Annotated in this window: 19 protein-coding genes and 1 tRNA gene; 5 read left to right on the top strand and 15 right to left on the bottom strand. The window is 43.6% G+C overall.

The window, feature by feature from the left end:
- Positions 1-3: 3 nt before the first annotated feature.
- Positions 4-987: an acetyl-CoA carboxylase carboxyltransferase subunit alpha gene (locus tag GWC94_RS04025; RefSeq protein WP_161833743.1), complete on the bottom strand. Its 984-nt coding sequence runs from the start codon at positions 985-987 to the stop codon at positions 4-6.
- Between the two features lie 238 nt (positions 988-1,225).
- Here GWC94_RS04025 and GWC94_RS04020 point away from each other — a divergent pair.
- Both GWC94_RS04020 and GWC94_RS04015 read left to right on the top strand, forming a co-directional pair.
- Positions 1,226-1,299, top strand: a tRNA-Asp gene (locus GWC94_RS04020).
- Between the two features lie 593 nt (positions 1,300-1,892).
- Positions 1,893-2,249 (top strand): helix-turn-helix domain-containing protein, encoded by a 357-nt coding sequence (locus GWC94_RS04015; RefSeq protein WP_161833742.1) that lies wholly within the window; start codon positions 1,893-1,895, stop codon positions 2,247-2,249.
- A gap of 38 nt (positions 2,250-2,287) precedes the next feature.
- Here the strand turns inward: GWC94_RS04015 and GWC94_RS04010 are convergent, their stop codons facing one another.
- From GWC94_RS04010 to GWC94_RS03980, 7 genes are all read right to left on the bottom strand, one after another.
- Positions 2,288-2,761, bottom strand: coding sequence for a hypothetical protein (locus tag GWC94_RS04010; protein WP_161833741.1), 474 nt, complete (start codon positions 2,759-2,761; stop codon positions 2,288-2,290).
- Positions 2,762-2,812: 51 nt separating this feature from the next.
- On the bottom strand, positions 2,813-3,058 hold the full coding sequence (locus tag GWC94_RS17075) for a M15 family metallopeptidase (RefSeq protein WP_161833740.1): 246 nt from the start codon (positions 3,056-3,058) through the stop codon (positions 2,813-2,815).
- Positions 3,059-3,221: 163 nt separating this feature from the next.
- A complete protein-coding gene (locus GWC94_RS04000; protein ID WP_161833739.1) occupies positions 3,222-4,016 on the bottom strand; it encodes a toxin-antitoxin system YwqK family antitoxin in 795 nt (264 codons plus the stop codon).
- The gene (locus GWC94_RS03995; protein ID WP_161833738.1) at positions 4,013-5,563 is read right to left on the bottom strand and encodes an RHS repeat-associated core domain-containing protein; all 1,551 of its coding nucleotides are present in this window, start codon (positions 5,561-5,563) and stop codon (positions 4,013-4,015) included. Before GWC94_RS03995 ends, GWC94_RS04000 begins: the two co-directional genes overlap by 4 nt.
- Before the next feature lie 442 nt (positions 5,564-6,005).
- Complete coding sequence (locus GWC94_RS03990; protein WP_161833737.1) at positions 6,006-6,413, bottom strand: hypothetical protein; 408 nt, start codon at positions 6,411-6,413, stop codon at positions 6,006-6,008.
- Entirely contained in the window at positions 6,406-8,565 is a 2,160-nt protein-coding gene (locus GWC94_RS03985; RefSeq protein ID WP_161833736.1) for an RHS repeat-associated core domain-containing protein, read from the bottom strand. Before GWC94_RS03985 ends, GWC94_RS03990 begins: the two co-directional genes overlap by 8 nt.
- 163 nt (positions 8,566-8,728) lie before the next feature.
- Complete coding sequence (locus GWC94_RS03980) at positions 8,729-9,175, bottom strand: hypothetical protein (protein WP_161833735.1); 447 nt, start codon at positions 9,173-9,175, stop codon at positions 8,729-8,731.
- A 145-nt stretch (positions 9,176-9,320) separates the two neighbouring features.
- Between GWC94_RS03980 and GWC94_RS03975 the strand changes: the two genes are divergently transcribed.
- Complete coding sequence (locus GWC94_RS03975; RefSeq protein WP_161833734.1) at positions 9,321-9,665, top strand: helix-turn-helix domain-containing protein; 345 nt, start codon at positions 9,321-9,323, stop codon at positions 9,663-9,665.
- A gap of 48 nt (positions 9,666-9,713) precedes the next feature.
- Here the strand turns inward: GWC94_RS03975 and GWC94_RS03970 are convergent, their stop codons facing one another.
- The 7 genes from GWC94_RS03970 to GWC94_RS03940 all read right to left on the bottom strand — a co-directional run bounded on the left by GWC94_RS03970 (position 9,714) and on the right by GWC94_RS03940 (position 16,886).
- Positions 9,714-10,049 (bottom strand): hypothetical protein, encoded by a 336-nt coding sequence (locus tag GWC94_RS03970; RefSeq protein WP_161833733.1) that lies wholly within the window; start codon positions 10,047-10,049, stop codon positions 9,714-9,716.
- A gap of 10 nt (positions 10,050-10,059) precedes the next feature.
- Positions 10,060-10,947, bottom strand: a complete 888-nt coding sequence (locus GWC94_RS03965; RefSeq protein ID WP_161833732.1) for an RHS repeat domain-containing protein — start codon at positions 10,945-10,947, stop codon at positions 10,060-10,062.
- 1,168 nt (positions 10,948-12,115) lie between these two features.
- Entirely contained in the window at positions 12,116-12,676 is a 561-nt protein-coding gene (locus GWC94_RS03960; RefSeq protein ID WP_161833731.1) for an ORF6N domain-containing protein, read from the bottom strand.
- Entirely contained in the window at positions 12,673-13,308 is a 636-nt protein-coding gene (locus tag GWC94_RS03955; RefSeq protein WP_161833730.1) for a JAB domain-containing protein, read from the bottom strand. The genes GWC94_RS03960 and GWC94_RS03955 overlap by 4 nt, the downstream gene beginning before the upstream one ends.
- A 22-nt stretch (positions 13,309-13,330) precedes the next feature.
- The gene (locus GWC94_RS03950) at positions 13,331-14,263 is read right to left on the bottom strand and encodes a tyrosine-type recombinase/integrase (RefSeq protein ID WP_161833729.1); all 933 of its coding nucleotides are present in this window, start codon (positions 14,261-14,263) and stop codon (positions 13,331-13,333) included.
- Positions 14,250-15,218 carry a tyrosine-type recombinase/integrase gene (locus GWC94_RS03945; protein ID WP_161833728.1) on the bottom strand — a complete coding sequence of 323 codons (969 nt, stop codon included), beginning with the start codon at positions 15,216-15,218 and terminating at the stop codon, positions 14,250-14,252. The genes GWC94_RS03950 and GWC94_RS03945 overlap by 14 nt, the downstream gene beginning before the upstream one ends.
- Positions 15,219-15,230: 12 nt before the next feature.
- A complete protein-coding gene (locus GWC94_RS03940) occupies positions 15,231-16,886 on the bottom strand; it encodes a hypothetical protein (protein WP_202628637.1) in 1,656 nt (551 codons plus the stop codon).
- A 144-nt stretch (positions 16,887-17,030) separates the two neighbouring features.
- Between GWC94_RS03940 and GWC94_RS03935 the strand changes: the two genes are divergently transcribed.
- Positions 17,031-17,375, top strand: a complete 345-nt coding sequence (locus tag GWC94_RS03935; RefSeq protein WP_161833727.1) for a helix-turn-helix domain-containing protein — start codon at positions 17,031-17,033, stop codon at positions 17,373-17,375.
- Between the two features lie 16 nt (positions 17,376-17,391).
- Positions 17,392-18,069 (top strand): imm11 family protein, encoded by a 678-nt coding sequence (locus GWC94_RS03930; protein WP_161833726.1) that lies wholly within the window; start codon positions 17,392-17,394, stop codon positions 18,067-18,069.
- Positions 18,070-18,207: the final 138 nt, after the last annotated feature.

The following is an 18,207-nucleotide window of genomic DNA, read 5'->3' as shown; positions in this document are numbered from 1 at the left end:
AGATCAGGCATTGGTGCTTTCTTCCCAGAATCCCATCCTGCCATATTTTTCGATCCTGTCCTTCACCCTTTGTTTAGGGTCTTTCTGTTTGCTTTCTTCCAGGGCTTTGATGATCTTATCCTTTAGCAAATCGGCGGCTTCGGCATAATCCCAGTGTGCGCCGCCAAGCGGTTCCGGTACGATTTCATCAACCAGTCCAAAACCTTTCATATCGGTAGCGGTAAGACGGAGCTGTTCGGCCGCCACTTCTTTTTTCTCCCAGCTGCGCCATAATATGGAGCTGCAGCTTTCGGGAGAGATCACGGTATACCAGGTATTCTCCATCATCAGTACCTTGTCGCCCACACCTATGCCCAGTGCGCCGCCGCTGGCTCCTTCGCCGATGATCACGATCACCACCGGCACCTGTAACCGGATCATCTCGTAAATATTGCGGGCGATGGCTTCGCCCTGACCGCGCTCTTCCGCTTCAAGACCGGGATAAGCGCCGGGTGTATCGATCAGGCAGATGATCGGTTTATTGAATTTTTCAGCCAGCTTCATCAGTCTCAGCGCTTTGCGGTAGCCTTCGGGATTGGCCATACCGAAATTGCGCAGCTGACGCGCTTTGGTGTTGATGCCTTTCTGCTGGCCAATCATCATCACCGTTTCTCCGTTCAGCCTGGCAAAGCCACCCACCATGGCTTTGTCATCCCTGAAATTCCTGTCCCCATGCAGCTCTACAAAATCGGTGCACATTTTTTCTATGTACTTCAGCGTATAGGGACGGTCGGGATGACGGCTCAGCTGCACCCTTTGCCAGGGAGTGAGGTGCGAGGTAATGTCTTTGCGTTTGTCTGATATCGAGGCTTCCAGCTGTTGAATGGTGGCCGAATAATCGATCTTAGGATTTTTCTCTGCCAGTTTGCGGGTATCGTCGATCTGCTCATAAATATCCTTGATAGGACCTTCAAAATCCAGGAATTGTCTATTGGGGTACTGAGGCATTGCGTGGCATTAAGGCGGTAAAATTAACACATGGATTTTTTTTAATAAAGATTTGTTTGAAAAAGATCTTTCCCCTTATCTTTGCCGTCCGAAAACGGGAAAAACAGCCTTTTTCGGGCAGTTTTCTTCGAAGGAACGGATGGGTAGTTCAGTTGGTCGGTATGCCGCCCTGTCATCCCCACAGTACTGTGGGGACGGGTTCGAGGAAAGCCCATTGAATTTGTTCTTTAAAAATATTGGATTGGTAGTTCAGTTGGTTAGAATGCCGCCCTGTCACGGCGGAGGTCGCGGGTTCGAGTCCCGTCCAGTCCGCAAAAGCCCCTCACCGGAGGGGCTTTTGTATTGTATGCCGTTTTATGTCTATATCATCCAAAGCTTAGCTGATAACAGCTATTACAAGGGGTTCACCGAAAACCCGCTCCAGCAGAATATCGCGTTGATAACTTCTCGTAAACTATATTTTCGTGATCTTTCTGTATCTAAAAATTTTGAGATAATTTTCCATTGGCTGTTGCTCAGGTTGGTTGGATAACTTGTCATTTTGAGTTGGTTTGGTTATCACTTAAAACGACAAATCAACCCCCTGACTGCAGCTATTGTTTTCCACTTTTCAACATACTGCTCTTTTATAAAATCGTTTTTAGACAGACTCTTAGAGCAAAATAAATTATTTCGGTTTATACCCGTGTTTTACAGCATGCAGGTTGCTGTGTGTGCACCGCAGGGTCCTCTTCGAGAGACCCCGCGGAGACTCCCCTTTTTAGGTGGCTTAAGTACACCCTGGGGAGAAGGAAAAACTACTATTAAATATCCATTTTGGCAAGTATTAAATCTACAAAACAGATAAATATTGCCAATAATACCCTTATTGGATATTTTTACAGCCTAAACATTTTACCATGGCATTGGCCGATAACATTAAGAAACTGAGGGAAGACAAGAACCTGTTGCAAAAGGAAGTGGCAGCCCATATCGGTTTAAAGCCCGCCCATTACAATAAAATTGAGAAGGGGTTGGTAGAACCCTCTATCGACACGCTCGATAAACTCGCCACCTTCTATGGCCTGACCATCGATAACATCGTTCATCTCGATGCAGGTGTACCTACCAATGTACAAATGGAAGATAAATCCAACGCTGAACAGTTACGCCTTATTGCACAACTCAATGACAAGGATAAGTCCACTGTTATGAATATCATCGATACCATGCTCACCAAACAAAAGTTCCAGGAGTTCTTCCAGCAAAATGTTGCACAATAAAAAAGCCACCCCGGAGAGTGGCTTTTTTATTGATTGGGTTATTTTATTTCTAATGGGACGACCTTTTTAAACTCGCTAAAAATATCCGTCCTATCAACGTCCGCTTTACCAATGGGATTACCATTAAGGTCTAACACATAAGTTATTTCCTTCTTCACCTTCATGTCTTTGTCCGACTTGGTGTTCTCAAGCGAAGTATTGTAAGTAAGCTGCTTCTCTGATACATCAATTTTATTGTCACTAAAGATGTAAACAATCTTGCTCTGTCCAGTTTCTCCGTAAACAGTGATCTCACATTCCTTTATTCTTCCACCAACATACTTCGCCTTTGCACTTGTTCCTTCCGAACTAACACCTTCAATGCTATATTCAATCGAGGTATCTTTAGCAGCAACAGCTTTGGTCGGATTTACAGCTATAGAGTCAACGCTATTCGGCTGCATGGACTGCTGTCTATTGTTACAAGACACATATATTATACCGGTAATCAAAACAACGCTTAATGTTCTCATATCACTATTGTTTTAAAATTGGTAGTCCATTTGCTCCTTTCGGCAACTCTCTTAAGTCTTTGAGGGTTTTGCCAAACAACATCTGAAAATGTGGATTATCCTTAATCGACTTCCAGTCTCCCCCCATTCAAACCCAAGTTTCCTACCAATCTCTGATAATGTTTTATAATCAAGATTGTAATTCATTTTTCCATCAGTAATGCCAACAATATCAAACGCTAATCCAAAATTATGATTACTCTGACCACCTTTGGCGTTTGTAACTTTATTCCCAATATTTTCGCTTCCAAAATTCAATGACCTCGGTCATTGAATCCGATCCGAAACGTGTTGTTGTAAAATTCTTCACCAGAAAAAATGTGGGTCAGTTTGCGCCGGAATAGGTGGTCAATTTAATTGGATTGTGCACAGTAATTATTTCCGCTTCTCTGCGGCTTTCCCATTTTTCAGTCTACATTTATTATTCAATAATTTTGAACATTGTAGTTCTTCCAGCAACGTTTGGATCGTCAATTTCCAATTTTATGGCTAAATGATGGGGGGAGGGGGATTCATTGACTTCAAAAATTTCCCATCTATTAACACCATCAAGTTTTTCTATTTCTGATAGTATTTGGTATTTATCATCAACCGTGACAATACTATATCTAAAATTATATCCTGGTGGGTTTGGTAGATAAATAAATATTTCAGAACGACGTTCATTAGTAGAATATTTAGTTATAAGAAACGTACGCTTGTTGTAAAAAAAATAATCCGATTGAACATCGGAAATCTTCCTGTTGCCTAAACTATCATAATTAATATTGAAGAGGCGTTTGCCATCAAAAGAATAAAAATTATACAAAAATGGGACTGAATTCCTATAAGAGATATCATCTCCAACTTTCAGGTCAAAATACATAAAATAACTATTAACCCGCATTCCTTTTTCATTGTATACATCAACAGCACCGTTCTGCCTACCTTTTTCATAAAAGGATCGGCTTAATATAGTCCCATTAGAATTATATTCAATCCGTTCTCCATTCAACTTGTTATCAGAGTAATTAGCAACTGTTTCGAGCTTCCCGGATTTTAAATTGAAGAATCGGATTAAACCATTAAATATGCTATCCTCGCTAATATTTCCTTCGGCTCTTGTTTCATTATCAATAATAACAGTTTTTACTCGATCTGAACATGCCAAGAAAACACCTGTTATTATCACAAGCAGGAAAATACTTTTTAATAGAAAACGTTTTCTTTTCATCATTTTGTGGGTTTGTCGTATAAGATTGTATCTGGTTTTTTAGGATCTGTCGAAGTTCGTAACCCGCTACCATTTCCTTTTTGACCGTTTGCAGGGGTTCCATCGTAGAAATACTTTACCGAAGTCTTTTTGGTTGACGAACCTTTGGAACTATTTGAACTTGATTTATTGTCGTCCTGACCTTGTGATGAATGCATACTACTCCCATGAGCCTTTGTTCCGTCAGTCACTTTATCCACTAAATTTTTAGCATAATCAGGAAACTCATCTAACGACGGCGAGTGATAATCTTGCTTGGCTTTTCCTCCGCTTTTAATAAGGTCAAGCAATGGCGCAATTTCATCAAAATTTACAGACTTAATTGGTTTGCTATAATCTGGTTCGCTTCCAGGACTCTCACTTCCATCACCTGACCCATATACCTGCACCTGTCCAAAATCAAAAAAGTTCAACACTTTTTGTAAAAAGGTCGGTTCATAGATATGAGTGGTGCGAATGCTTTGTTTGCCGTTATTATCCACTTCGACCAAAGTAACATTATTTAAAGTACCACCACCCAAATTATATGGATTATCAACTTTTGAAGCACTGTAATGTAAAACTTTACTTTTCCCATTTTGACTATACATAACAGAATTCGCCTCAACAGCTTCTAATCCTTCTAATTCTACATGTCCCGTAACTCTATTCTCACTAAAAGCGTAAATGCTGTTATGTACATACTTATCACTAAGGGGATCTACTTGCCAGAATCTACCAATTTGAGGGTCGTCCATTCTATATTTAAATTCGTACATGTCAACCCCTAAGTCATCATTAAACTCCTGTCCTTGGAACTTATTCTTCTTGTTTTCAAGTTTACCCGCCGCCTTAGAAGATATTCCCGCCATTGTCAGTCCGAACGGATAATAATGCGTCTCCTCCAACAGCGGCCCCCTCACATGCGATACCTGCAAATTATCAAAATACACATTGATCTCACTCTCATTACCCGTATACACATAAAGATACCCATTCTTACTCATCGGCAATGCCGTCTTCACCCAGGTAGTGAGTACCGTATCCGCTCCCACCTGTTCAAAACCGCTGCTGCCGCTTACATAATGGAACTGCTCATCCAGCAATACCCAACTCAGATACGCTTTGGGACGTGAGGAATTGAAGCCAGTGCTACGGTCATTCAACAGATCGGTTATGCCCGGCGGCAATAATGTGTTCGATAACTGTGGCTGCGTATATTTCAAGCCACTTACACTCGTAATCCCTTTGGCAAGGTTCACCAGCAGATCCGTTAACGGACTCGCCGGATCTCCAGGAGTAGTTCCGTTGAGACGATACCAGCTGCTGCAGCGGATGTTCACAGAATCTCCCGCCATCACTTTCAGCAATATTGCAGGGCCTATCTTTTTTCCAGTCGAGGCATTCAGCTTGGCCACATATTCGTTAGGGTCGGTATAGGTATCTGTGGGATAACCCGCAGGCAACCCGCTGCGCGTACTGTCAATGTTTTCATACAAACTATTCTCCACCCATGCATTACCCGTTTCCATCGTAGCCGCAGGGTAGCCGTCCGTTTTTCATTCTCCGCAGAGTGTTCACCACAATTCAATACCGACGGCCTTCTCCGCAGATGTCTCCCCGACAGGGGGACTCTGCGGTGTTGCACCGCCAGGCATTTCGGATTCACGCAGCAATATCGCTTAACCCACTCGTAGTTGCAACATCCCGCCATTCGAGCACCGCAGAGTCCTGCTACGCAGAGACATCTGCGGGGAACTCCGATTTTTTAGAGCGGTTTAAGTACACTATGCGGAGAATGAAAGATATACCCGCCATTGTCAACCCGAACGGATAATAATGCGTTTCTTCGAGTAAAGGTCCACGGGTATGCAACACCTGCAAATTATCAAAGAACACATCCTGGTTACTCTCATTGGAACAGTACACATAAAGGTACCCGGATTTGGTAATACTCACGCTCTGTGTGTGTGACTAATCAGATATAATCCACTTAACATCAACAGGTGGACCACTAATAATATCAATAATATTGTCACTATCCCAGATTGAATAATGCACTAACTCTGAATCATCAAATATCCCACCTCCTTCACTTATAATACTGTCAAGATAAGCTGAATTATTCACGATATAAAATGGCCCACTATGCCCACTATGCTCATTATCACGCATCCTTGTAAGACATGCGGCTTCTATCGCAACTTTATAAGATAGCACTCCATTAAATGTAATTTTTAATACCCTCTCCTGCGTTTCGTCACTCTTTAATAAAATTACCAATACGCCTGCCTTATCGTGTAATTCCCAGAAATATAGCCGAGGCACATTTTCTGAAAATATCGTCCATTTCTTATGAATGTTTTTTAAGTTCTTACTCATATCTAAACTTTGTTTCGATTTGCCTTGTATTCGGGTTATAAACTTCTAATGTAGGCCTGCCATCTAAGCTCTTATCTCGAACATTTATAGTCTTTCCATCAGTAGTCTTTCCTATTCTTCCGCTGGGAAGACTGGGATTAGGTTTCACAGACCCTGGAACAGCGATATTGTCAAAGTCATTATCTGCTTGCTGCATTCCTCCATCTTTTTTTATCACTTCTGTTCCGTTTCCTGTTCTGCCTTCAGATGTGCCTTCTTTTTTTAAATCGTCAACAGACTTAGTATGCAATTTAAACGGCTTATCGGTCAAATCAAATAAATTGTTTAGCAGAGTAACAGCTTTTCCCAAGGGAGTATAGCGCCCAATTAAATTTTGGATTTGAGTTTGCGCCCCCTTTTGTATAATTCTATTAAATCGATAGGTTGTATAAGAACCAAATATTGTATGATGCACAACTGGGATTATAGCCCGCTTTTTCGAACTTGTAACTGTCACGCTCGACACTACAGCGTTTGGGTCATCATTACCATATATCAGCTCACCTTCTTTTGTTTTCCCAACCACCTTGTTTTCTTCAAGCCCTAATGGGTCATTGACACTTATAGGATTATTTCCGGCAAAGCCGTATGGAGTCTTTGCCATAGCGACGTCGGCTAATGCATCTATGCCATTAAACCGTCCTATTTGCGAGTCATACATTCTATGTACCGCATCATATAGTTCCAAACCAGAGCCATCCGCAAACTCTTTATTCTCTAACTCACTACTATTGTTGAACTTCCTTCTATTCTCCAACTTTCTGGCAGCCTTAGAAGATATCCCCGCCATTGTCAACCCGAACGGATAATAATGCGTCTCCTCCAACAGCGGCCCCCTCACATGCGATACCTGCAGATTGTCGAAATACACATTGATCTCACTCTCATTACCCATATACACATAAAGATACCCATTCTTACTCATCGGCAACGCCGTCTTTACCCAGGTGGTGAGTATCGTATCCGCTCCTACCTGCTCAAAACCACTGCTACCGCTTACGTAATGGAACTGTTCATCCAGCAATACCCAACTCAAATACGCTTTGGGGCGCGCTGAGTTAAAGCCCGAACTGCGCTCTGTCAGTAATTCGGTAATGCCTGGTGGCAGTAATGTCCCCGATAACTGCGGCTGCGTATATTTCAATCCACTTACGCTCGTAATCCCTTTGGCAAGGTTCACTAACAAGTCCGTTAATGGACTGGCAGGGTCGCCAGGAGTAGTTCCGTTGAGACGGTACCAACTGCTGCAGCGTATGTTCACAGAGTCCCCTGCCATCACCTTTAACAGTATTGCAGGTCCTATTTTCTTGCCATTCGCTGCATTCAGCTTGGCCACATACTCGTTAGGTTCCGTATACGTATCCGTTGGATAACCCGCAGGCAGCCCGCTGCGCGTGCTGTCAATGTTCTCATACAAACTATTCTCCACCCATGCATTACCTGTTTCCATCGTAGCCGCAGGGTAGCCATCCGTTTTTCTCTCCGTGGTAAGTACTGCGCGGGTATTACCCAGGTGGTCTTTCAGAAAATAATCATATACCAGGCTGCTGTCCACCTTTCTTATCCTGCCTTCCTCATGCATCGCCAGTTGCAGTGTATCGTTACGGTACTCAAAGCCGGAAATATATTGTTGGGTTATGGTGCTGCTTCCTTCCGTTACTGTTTTCTGCAGTTTGTTGCCCTGTGCATCATACAGGTACGCGATCGTGCCCTTATTGCCAGAGGCACCGCGCACAGTAATGGATGCAGGGAGATTGAGATGGTTATAGTTAATGCCATTACCACCACTGTAATCAATAATATCTTTATTCAGGTCTTTGACCAGGTTGCCATTGGCATCATAAGCATAGTCCTCCGTACTGCTGGTCTTGGCGCCAAAAGACGGATGCAGCTGCGAAGTACGAAAATCGCCGATAACCGTCTGCGCATCATTCTGCGCATCGTTCACGTTCAGCAGTTTGTTGCTGCCGGTAATATAGCTGTAGCTAAGGTCATCTATCAGTTGTGTGGCGCCGTTCTTCAGTCCCGAGTGGCGCATACGCAATATGTTGCCGTTGGCATCATAAGCCGTATTCGCATCGCTGCCATCACCCATCTTCGTATTGAAATCCATGGCCGAAGTACTGAAACTGCCCGAGGTGTACTGTGTAAAATCGGCTTTCAGCAAACGGTTCGCCCCATCATAGGCAAAATCGTATTTCCGCTTCTCCGCATCGCCGCGGCTTTTCCAGGTGGTGTAACAATACCCGTAGGGGCCTGCCCGACCAGTCGTATTTTTAGATGGTTAAGTAGACTATGCGGAGAATAAAAAATTGCAATGCCGCTTCACGCGCCTCCGGTGATAGTATCTTTTGTTGTTTTACAGACTTACTGTTCTGCTGCTGCTCGATACGTTGCAACCTGTATTGCTCCAGTTGGCTCGTGATGTCCGCTATCGCTTTGGTGAGCGGTGATACACCCACTTCCAATCGCTCCGCTGTTTTACGGATCAGCTTTTCTACCTGCACATCATTGTACAGGTCGAGGTTATGGCGTACAGGCAGGTTCGCTATATCGGGGTTGCCTACATAATGCTCGAGCCTGCGGTTCAGTACCTCTATGCGCATCGTTACGCGCAGCCGGTCAAGGCCATCCAGCCTGATGCCGCCCAGGATCGTGAACCCCAGTTCCTCCGTCTGGTAACTGATCGCTTCCGCATTGTCCGTGTTGATCATAAACGCCATAAAAAAAGTTTTATCATCACCTATTGGTGATAAAGGTAATAAATAGATGATCTATTTACCAACTTTTCAATGTTGTTTATTACTTATCAGTGGCCTAATTTTACTAAATCACCTATCTATCAGGCAGTTTTAACACCTTTCAGTTATGGATTTAGCAAGTACACTTACCCTGCTGCGTAAAAAAACAGGCATCTCACGCGAGGATCTCGCCGCCTCCGTGGGCACTTCAGGCGCCATCATCGGGCGTTATGAACGCGGAGAGATCACTCCTTCCGTAGAAGTGGCCGCAAGGATCGCTGAAGCTCTCGAGGTATCTCTCGATTACCTCGTGGGTAATACCTCCGTTATGATTAAGGATAAAAAAATGCTCTATCGGTTAGAACTGCTCGAGAAGATCACCGAAGAAGACAGGAACACTATCTTACGTGTCGTAGACTCCTTCCTTAAAGAAGCGCAACACAATAGCACTTCCAAAAAATTAAAAGCATAAAAAAACCGCCCAGTTATGAGCGGTTATAGTTAGGGCTAAGATTTGCTGCTATTTTTCCCAACAGCTAATACATAACGTTAATCCCAATTTTGAGATTGCACTTAACTCAGCTGGCGAAAATTCCATATTGCACTGTCCATCATATTCATATAAATACCATAGACTTACGTCATCTATTTCTATATCAAGTTTCCTCAAAGCATTAAGATTATCTTCAATCTGGTTCGTCAATATTTCGATAGCATTCGTAAAATCATTTTCCTCTTCTGTTATTTCATATTGCCAAACAGAGTTCAGTGTTTGCTTCTTAAAGTAAGAAAATAGTACACTTAAATCTGGATACTTATGCGATTCTGTGTTTATTCTAATTGCATATGAAGTCATAAAGTATTTTTTATTTAAAATAATCGGTTGCTTTCAGAGTTGTTGTTACTGATTTTCCTTTAAATGGCCCTGTCCCTTCTAATACAATAAACCCATCCTTAACATTTATATTAGGATTTTTACCGACCGTTTTTTCAAACTTGCCGAGCACCTTAGCTGCATCCTGCAAAATATCTGGCTTTAAAGTTCGATGGAAAAACTCCCTACCAACCGAAAATTTCCCTATTCGAAGCAAGGGCATCACAGAGAGAGCTGTATTCATTCCTGCTTCCAAAAAATCACCATTGTTTGCATCTAATCCTATATAAACAGAATTTACTCCAGGCATCCACCCATACAATGCCTTTTGAGTTGCTCCAACTTTCTCAGCATCATTTAACACCATATTTGCTGCTTCTTTTACATCTCGTGCACTCTCAGCTTCTTCTTCGTTTTTGGGCACAGATTTGTTACCCCAGGAGAATATTTTAACTAAAGCGTCTTTGATCATGTCAGCAATACCTTTCTTCTTACCATCATCGTCATTTTCTTTAAACTGTTTCAAGAACTCCTTTATTTCTCCAGCATCGCTTGTTGACAAATTCCCATTCGCATTATATGACCACATGCCGTCTGGGTCGATAAATCGAATAGGGTTATTGAATGCGTAGGTATATGGTGACCATCTCCTACCATTCTCAGTCAAAGGATCAATTACATACCACCTCCCTATCTGCGGATCTTGCATCCTCGCCCCATAATCATACATTTCTAATCCTGAGCCATCGCTGAACTCTTGATGCTGCAACTCCTTACCGTTATACTTGTACCTATTCTCCATTTTACCTGCTGCTTTGGAACTGATCCCACTCATGAGCAGACCGAAGGCGGTGTAATAAGTTTGCACTTTCCCCTTCATTTGCAGTTTGTCCTATGGTTTCCCCTAAAAAATCAAAGAACTTTTAAAACAGTCAGCAGGGTAAATATAACCAGGTTCCTATAATAATATCGTCAAGATTGTAAAAAACGTCAATACGATTATGGTTAGAATGATGGTTTTGGAGGAAGGATTGCTACATTTAAATTTCATTCCCAAAAAGCTCATTTCGAGTTGTTCTTCTGTATCCATGTTGTTGTGTTTTAATGGTTTTAATTTCTGATTACTCATCTGTATAATTTTTTATTTCGATATCTATAAATATCTCCGGATCGATCAAAAGCCTTCCAAGACCTTTTTTTCAAAAAAATATTGGATTCCTCTACGCTCATCATATCCCCTTTCCAGGATACATAGATAGTTCGCATGCTTTTGACTATTGCAACGAACTTTCAACATTCCTTGAACGAGTGAAGGTTCATAATCTCACGTGAACCGTACCGGGTTGTATATAAAGCTCATATACCATATAAATATAGAGGGCGCCTATTTTTAACCCACAAGTACAGCGTGGGAGCAGGGAGGATTATACTTAGGATCACCCTGTACCTGGATGTTTGAGAGGTTAAAGCAACGCCTGTGCTGATAGATGATTACATATTCTGCAGCCGGGATTTATTCTGTCGCTGACGTGTAATCATCTATCAGCACGGGCATAGCAAAGCCGCCACTGATCACTCTCGCATAACGGTGTGATCATGGCGGCTGCGGTAGCTTTCAGGGTGATGCACATTGGCTTTTATCCAGGGTGGGTGTGCGTGGGAAGGACGGCGGCTGCTTAATATAATGTTGTTATAGGAAAAGGCGAAGCCCGGAGCGAAGCGGAGCCCGAAGGGTTTTACTATAACGCACATTATGTTACGCAGCTTCCCCCGCTGTGCGTTGGCCCGTGCGGCTCTTTGCCATTGTTGGCCCTGTGCGCTGGCCTTGTGCGCAATGGCAATGTGCCGCACATGCGCGTGGGTAAGGGGGCGCCGGCCTGTGCGTGGGCCGGGTGGGGCGATGAGGTGAGTGCATGGCGCTGCACGATAACACGCCATACAACCTGCGCCATGCACGAACCGAAGCGCAGGGAAGCGTGGGCGCTGTGCGTTGGCGTGTTCGATTCCCGTACCGTATCCTGTACGGGAGTTCTATCGAACCCTTTTTATTATTTGGGTGGCTGCGGTTTAAAACCAATGGGATTGCGGGGCTTGGGTCGCATCTTTTCTTCCATGATCTCTTTGATCAACTCAAAAATGGTTTCGATCTCTCCATCATGCATTTTTACATCATGACCCATGTTGATGATCTTCTTATCCAGTTGTTCCAATTTCAATAATATATCCTGGTTTGCCAATAACGCCTCTCGAAGCTTCGTAAAAACACGCATGATGCGGATATTCACATCTATCGCCGTATCGCTGTTCAGTACACTCGATAACATGGCAACGCCCTGTTCTGTGAACACAAAGGGGGCCTTTCGCAAGCCCATTTTCTCTCTATTGGATATCACAATCTGTGATTTCCAATCTTCCATCTCCTTCTCTGTCAGCTGGAACATAAAGTCTTCCGGGAACCGTTTTGCATTTCGCTTTACCGCCTGGTTCAACACCCTGGTCTCCACACCGTACATCTCCGCCAGGTCTCTGTCCAGCATTACTTTCTGCCCTCGTATCAGGTATATTTTACTGATTACGATATTCTCACTTACCGCCATTGCTTTACTCATATTCCTTCCTCCTTTATTCTTTTGATCACAGCCTCCGTTAAACCGGTTAATGCGGCTATTTCCTTTACATCGTATCCTTTTGCCTTCATCACACGCGCCATTTCCATAGCTTTCTTTTCTCCACCCTTTTCCATCGCCACCCCTTCCACTTCCCTTCGCAGCTCTTCCCTGATCTTGTATTCAGGTACATATCTTTTACCATTCGCTAACTCATGCAACAGTCCGCTGTCTGCAAAACTGTAATACTTGTTCTCTGTTATGATCAGGTGATCAAGCACAGGTACATGCAGGATAAGGCCGCATTGTATTAACTTTTCAGTCATATCCTTATCCGCCTGCGATGGCCTTAACTCTCCCGACGGATGATTGTGTACCACGATGATCTTTACCGCCCGTTTCTGCAACGGAACACTATATACCTCCATCGGTTCTATGATCGTTCTGTTGATACTGCCCATGCTCACCAGTTCTATGTTCAGTATCTTGCCCGCATTATCAAGGCTGATCGTCCAGAGGTGTTCCCGGTTGCGATCAACTTTATTTTCACGCAGCAATATCCGCTGCATAATAGCGTACATGTCATCAGTACTGCCAATCTTTATCTGCTCTTCTTTTTTCAAGCGTATATTCATCTTTGATCAGTTTTAAAGTTAATCAGAACGGGTGATAATTTTTGATGTCCTCCTTCAGGTCGTCCAGGTGGCTGGCTTGATAGGCTTCAGTCGAACTGATATACCGGTGCCCGGCCATTACCTGCACTTTGCGAAGATTGTATTGCTTGAGCCAGTGAACGATCACAGAGGCGCGCAACTGGTCAAGGTTTTTTATTTTTCCATTCATCGCTTTCAGATGTGTAACGAGTATCGCAAGTGCATTACTTAATCCCTTGCCACCGTTCATGTTGACAAGCAGTTCCTGTGTCGGTTCAGTTGCTTTCCTGTATTGCAGCATTTGCTTACGTGTATCGTTCATATAATCCAATAGATCGAACACCTGGCTACTCTCTAAACGAAGCGTTCTCTCATTGCTCCTTTTCGCTCCGGGGATATGTATTTTTCCTTCTCTCGGCTTTACATCACTCAACTGCAACCTGTTCAGTTCTTCGCTGCGTACAGCCTGGTAGATCAGTAAGCCCAGCATTACCTTATTTCGTTTACGCGCCAATACCTGCAGGTGCTGTGGCGGCGGGCTTTTCATGTTCTCCGTTTTTGCTATTACGATTTCAGTGGCGTAGTCGTTGTATAGCTTCTCCATCTCTTCCCTGCTCAATACTTCATACAATACTTTGCGCTTAATGCCCTTGATCTTGATATGACTGCATGGATTATCCGTCACTTCTTCTTCCGATTGTAAAAAGTCAAAATACTTTTTGATATGCAGCACATAGCCCGCTGTTGTTTTCCTCGATACGCCCCTTACATTACAGGATTGTACAAAAGCGATCATATCCGTGTGGCGGATTTCTCCTACATCACTGATGTTCTCTTTTTCGCACCACACCATAAAATAGTTCACTGCCTTTAGTGTGGCTGTAACCGTACTGCTGCTATGGCCTTTTATGATGAGCCACTCTTTAAACCTGTTCATATGTTTCTGTTACAAGGTGAGTGTATATCTGTGTACTCTCTAAACTGCTGTGGCCTAAAAAATCACGGATCTTTTCAAGGCGCATGCCATGAGCCAGCAGGTGCGTGGCGATACTATGCCTTAGCGTATGCAGCCCGATCTCTTTTTCCATCAGTTCTGTGCTGTCCGTTCTTTTAGCCAGTGACTGCAAACACAGCATCAGCATCTGGCCGCTTAAACGTTTACCATTGTAGCTGATAAAAAACGCTTCTTGTTTATCATCTTTGAGTAAGACAGGACGCGCATCATACATATATTCCGTGATGTGTTTTATACCCTTACTGCTCACCGGAACGAACCTTTCTTTATAGCCTTTTCCTTTTACCACATGCACAACACCGCTATCCAGGTTAATGTCACCGGTGTTTAGGTGATAGCCTTCGTTCCTTCTTAGTCCACAGCCGTAAAAGATGCTAAGCATGGCCCTGTCCCTGTATTGCAATGCCTCGTACACTTCTGCGCCTTTGGCATGTTTGTTTCTCTCGTGTACAAGTGTAGTGGCATGGTATAACTGCTTTATTTCTTCTTCGCTTAATACCGTTGGCTTTTCGTCTATGATGGCTTCCTGCGGTATGTTCAGTTCTGCGATCTGCAGTTTGCCTGTCTGCCGCAAGTATTCAGTAAACTTGCGCAGGGCCTGTAAATGTTTGTTCAGGTGTTCACTGCTTAATGCCCCTACCCCTCGCATATGGTTCTTTCTTTGCTTTAACTCCTCGTAGTAGTACTGTTTGATGGATGCTGCGGTGATGTCCGCTATTTCCATCTTACCCTGCGATTCTAAGTAATGCAGCAGGCCACGCACCTGTATCGGCATATAATACACACTCTGCCAGCTATAACCCAGCGCAGCAAGCCATTCCTTAAAGCTTTGCTCGATGTACTGGTACGAGGGTGATATGACTGGTAAGCGTTTCATTTTTTTGATGGCTTAGGCGTTTTTGACTTTTACCGGCTCACCCTGCGGTAAATCCTTTACCTGCGCGGGTTTGGTTGAGCCACTTCTTCTTTGGCTCATTACCGGCTTAGTGGTTTTTATCCTTTGCAGGATCTGGTCGAGTACCGTGCCGATACGGTTTTGCAGCTGCACATATTCTTCATAGCTCACGATCTCGTAGCGATAGCCTTGCTGCTTTTTACTCTCCTGCAGTTTGATGTAACCGTTTTGCAGCAGTTCATTGTGATAACGCCTTACCGTTGTGCCTGGCAGGCGCAGGTATTTACGGATCTCCTTATTGGTGAACGTGCTTTGCTTTTGCACTTGCAGTAAGGATTTCAGGTTCTCTAAATAGTTGCGGCAGGCTCCGCTTAACTCATCCGCTTTTCTTAACAGCACTTCCTTCATCAGCTTATTGGCCTCGGCTATATCTTCCGCTGTGGTATTGATGTAAGTTTCGTTGGTTGCTTTATCTGTACACTTTTCCCTCTGGTGCTGGTGATAGAACGTTACCGCTTCTATGAACTGTAAATAATGCGCGTTCGTTCTTCGCGGCTTGAACACTTCATGCGGTATGGTCAACTGCTCTGCGTAGGGGTTCCTTACCTGTACAGGTTGCAACAGCCGTTGTGTGTTCTTCAGCAGTTCTTTGGTATGGTATTCTTCTGTTGTGTTCACTGTGCCTGCACTCTTTCTGCGCTGGTACTGCATGATCTGTTCATCTTGGTGCTTACTCTCATCTATGTAGATCAAAAAACTTCGGTTCGCATTATCCTCGTAGATGCTTTCCTGCGTGGTACAGCCCGATACGCTTACAGGGCCATTAACTTTGAAGGTTACCGTGCGGGTTACTCCCTTCGCATCTTTTAACGGCACCAGTTTGATGATATGCTTTTTACTGATCAGTTCTCTTAACGCATACAGCACAGGTTCTGCGCCGTCCATATCCTCTATCAGTATCAGTTTGTGCTGCAGATCGTATTCACCAAAGTAATACAGCGCATTGCTCGTTAAACTCGTGCTCTCGATCTTGTCTTCTTCCGGTACCAGTTCTGCAATCTTTTCCTGCAGGTGGCTCTTGCCCGCTCCACTGCTGCCGAAGCTGATGATATGCAATGGGGTCTCTCTTTTGCGGCTCGTAAAGATCACGTACATGAGCAACCTGTTCGCTTCTTCGCCGATCACGCCGCTTCTGCCTATTGCTTCGCCGGTGCGTTGCATCAGATCAGGTTGTTGTAAAAATTGCAATGCCGCTTCACGCGCCTCCAGTGATAGTATCTTTTGTTGTTTTACAGTCTTACTGTTCTGCTGCTCGATACGTTGTAACCTGTATCGCTCCAACTGGCTCGTGATGTCCGCGATCGCTTTGGTGAGCGGTGATACACCCACTTCCAATCGCTCCGCTGTTTTACGGATCAGCTTTTCTACCTGCACATCATTGTACAGATCCAGGTTATGGCGTACAGGCAGGTTCGCTATATCGGGGTTGCCTACATAATGCTCGAACTTCCTGTTCAGTACCTCTATGCGCATCGTTACGCGCAACCGGTCAAGGCCATCCAGCCTGATGCCGCCCAGTATCGTAAACCCCAGTTCCTCCGTCTGGTAACTGATCGCTTCCGCATTGTCTGTATTGATCATAAACGCCATAAAAAAGTTTTATCATCACCTATTGGTGATAAAGGTAATAAATAGATGACCTATTTACAAACTTTTTAATGTTGTTTATTACTTATCGGTAGCCTAATTTTACAAAAACACCTATCTATCAGGCAGTTTTAACACCTTTCAGTTATGGATTTAGCTACCACACTCACACAACTGCGTAAAAAAACAGGTATCTCCCGCGAGGAGCTCGCCGCCTCCGTTGGCACTTCAGGCGCCATCATCGGGCGTTATGAGCGCGGGGAGATCACTCCTTCCGTAGAAGTGGCCGCAAGGATCGCCGAAGCACTCGAAGTATCCCTCGATTACCTCGTAGGTAATACTTCCGTTATGATAAAGGATAAAAAAATGCTCTATCGGTTGGAGCTGCTCGAGAAGATCACCGAAGAAGACAGGAACACTATCTTACGTGTCGTAGACTCCTTCCTTAAAGAAGCTCAACACAATAGCACTTCCAAAAAATTAAAAGCATAAAAAACAACTGCTCTGTATGTACTACGTTTTCAAGCCAGCAGTTGACAGTCCGGAGATCGGTTCAGTATTTCCGCAAGTACAAAAGATGTCGCCAGGGTATGATTATAAGGCTGCTAATTCTGTACATGCCTTGTCGAGAGTACAAGGGTTCCCCGATTTTGAACCCAACCTGGATCATTTCATAGTTCAGTCTAAAGCAAAACTTTCAGACTTGCTTAGCGTTTCTGTTATCCGTGGTGGATTCCTGGTAAGCAAAAAGTTCAAAGAAGTATTAGAAGGATTCAACCTTGTTAACCATAAATTCTACCCGGCAAAAGTTTCTTATAAAAAACAGATCCACGATTATTATTGGATGCATGTTATTTCAGACTTTACAGATATTGTCGATTACCGTAATTCTGGTTTCTTCATTTATCATAATTATGCGCATAACCTGGGAGAGATAGCCATTGCATCAAAAGATGAGCTGATTGAAAAAAGAAAAAAAATAAAGGCCGATAACCCAGGAAAAACAGTTACGATATGGGCAAGTAAGATTACTTTGAATAACACCTTTGATAAATCACTTGACTTGTTTGAAGTTGGGATGTTTGATGCCAATACCTATATCAGCCTCGCTTTAAAAAATGCAATCGATAATAATAACATCACTGGTTGCTATATCAATGAAGCCAACAATATAACGGTAAAATGAGGGCAGCATACGGGTTTGTAAAATGAACTGTGTCAAAGAATAACTTGATTATAGTTTAAAAGAGGCGGTGTCGGCTCCATCCACAGAGCAAGGCACCGCCTCTTTTTTACGGTGCGCTGTCAGAGATCTGTTTTCATT

Origin of the sequence: Sediminibacterium soli (assembly GCF_009939225.1) — a bacterium.
In the GTDB taxonomy this organism is placed as follows: Bacteria; Bacteroidota; Bacteroidia; order Chitinophagales; family Chitinophagaceae; genus Sediminibacterium; species Sediminibacterium soli.
The sequence above is the reverse complement of the archived record's forward strand: the minus strand, read 5'-3'. Positions and strand labels throughout refer to the sequence as shown.

Excerpts from the sequence above, each read along its gene's own strand:
- GWC94_RS04025 (WP_161833743.1), bottom strand. The coding sequence starts at position 987 with ATGCCTCAGTACCCCAATAGACAATTCCTGGATTTTGAAGGTCCTATC.
- GWC94_RS04010 (WP_161833741.1), bottom strand. The coding sequence starts at position 2,761 with ATGAGAACATTAAGCGTTGTTTTGATTACCGGTATAATATATGTGTCT.
- GWC94_RS04000 (WP_161833739.1), bottom strand. The coding sequence starts at position 4,016 with ATGATGAAAAGAAAACGTTTTCTATTAAAAAGTATTTTCCTGCTTGTG.
- GWC94_RS03995 (WP_161833738.1), bottom strand. The coding sequence starts at position 5,563 with ATGGAAACGGGTAATGCATGGGTGGAGAATAGTTTGTATGAAAACATT.
- GWC94_RS03990 (WP_161833737.1), bottom strand. The coding sequence starts at position 6,413 with ATGAGTAAGAACTTAAAAAACATTCATAAGAAATGGACGATATTTTCA.
- GWC94_RS03985 (WP_161833736.1), bottom strand. The coding sequence starts at position 8,565 with ATGGATTTCAATACGAAGATGGGTGATGGCAGCGATGCGAATACGGCT.
- GWC94_RS03980 (WP_161833735.1), bottom strand. The coding sequence starts at position 9,175 with ATGGCGTTTATGATCAACACGGACAATGCGGAAGCGATCAGTTACCAG.
- GWC94_RS03975 (WP_161833734.1), top strand. The coding sequence starts at position 9,321 with ATGGATTTAGCAAGTACACTTACCCTGCTGCGTAAAAAAACAGGCATC.
- GWC94_RS03970 (WP_161833733.1), bottom strand. The coding sequence starts at position 10,049 with ATGACTTCATATGCAATTAGAATAAACACAGAATCGCATAAGTATCCA.
- GWC94_RS03965 (WP_161833732.1), bottom strand. The coding sequence starts at position 10,947 with ATGAAGGGGAAAGTGCAAACTTATTACACCGCCTTCGGTCTGCTCATG.
- GWC94_RS03960 (WP_161833731.1), bottom strand. The coding sequence starts at position 12,676 with ATGAGTAAAGCAATGGCGGTAAGTGAGAATATCGTAATCAGTAAAATA.
- GWC94_RS03955 (WP_161833730.1), bottom strand. The coding sequence starts at position 13,308 with ATGAATATACGCTTGAAAAAAGAAGAGCAGATAAAGATTGGCAGTACT.
- GWC94_RS03950 (WP_161833729.1), bottom strand. The coding sequence starts at position 14,263 with ATGAACAGGTTTAAAGAGTGGCTCATCATAAAAGGCCATAGCAGCAGT.
- GWC94_RS03945 (WP_161833728.1), bottom strand. The coding sequence starts at position 15,218 with ATGAAACGCTTACCAGTCATATCACCCTCGTACCAGTACATCGAGCAA.
- GWC94_RS03940 (WP_202628637.1), bottom strand. The coding sequence starts at position 16,886 with ATGGCGTTTATGATCAATACAGACAATGCGGAAGCGATCAGTTACCAG.
- GWC94_RS03935 (WP_161833727.1), top strand. The coding sequence starts at position 17,031 with ATGGATTTAGCTACCACACTCACACAACTGCGTAAAAAAACAGGTATC.
- GWC94_RS03930 (WP_161833726.1), top strand. The coding sequence starts at position 17,392 with ATGTACTACGTTTTCAAGCCAGCAGTTGACAGTCCGGAGATCGGTTCA.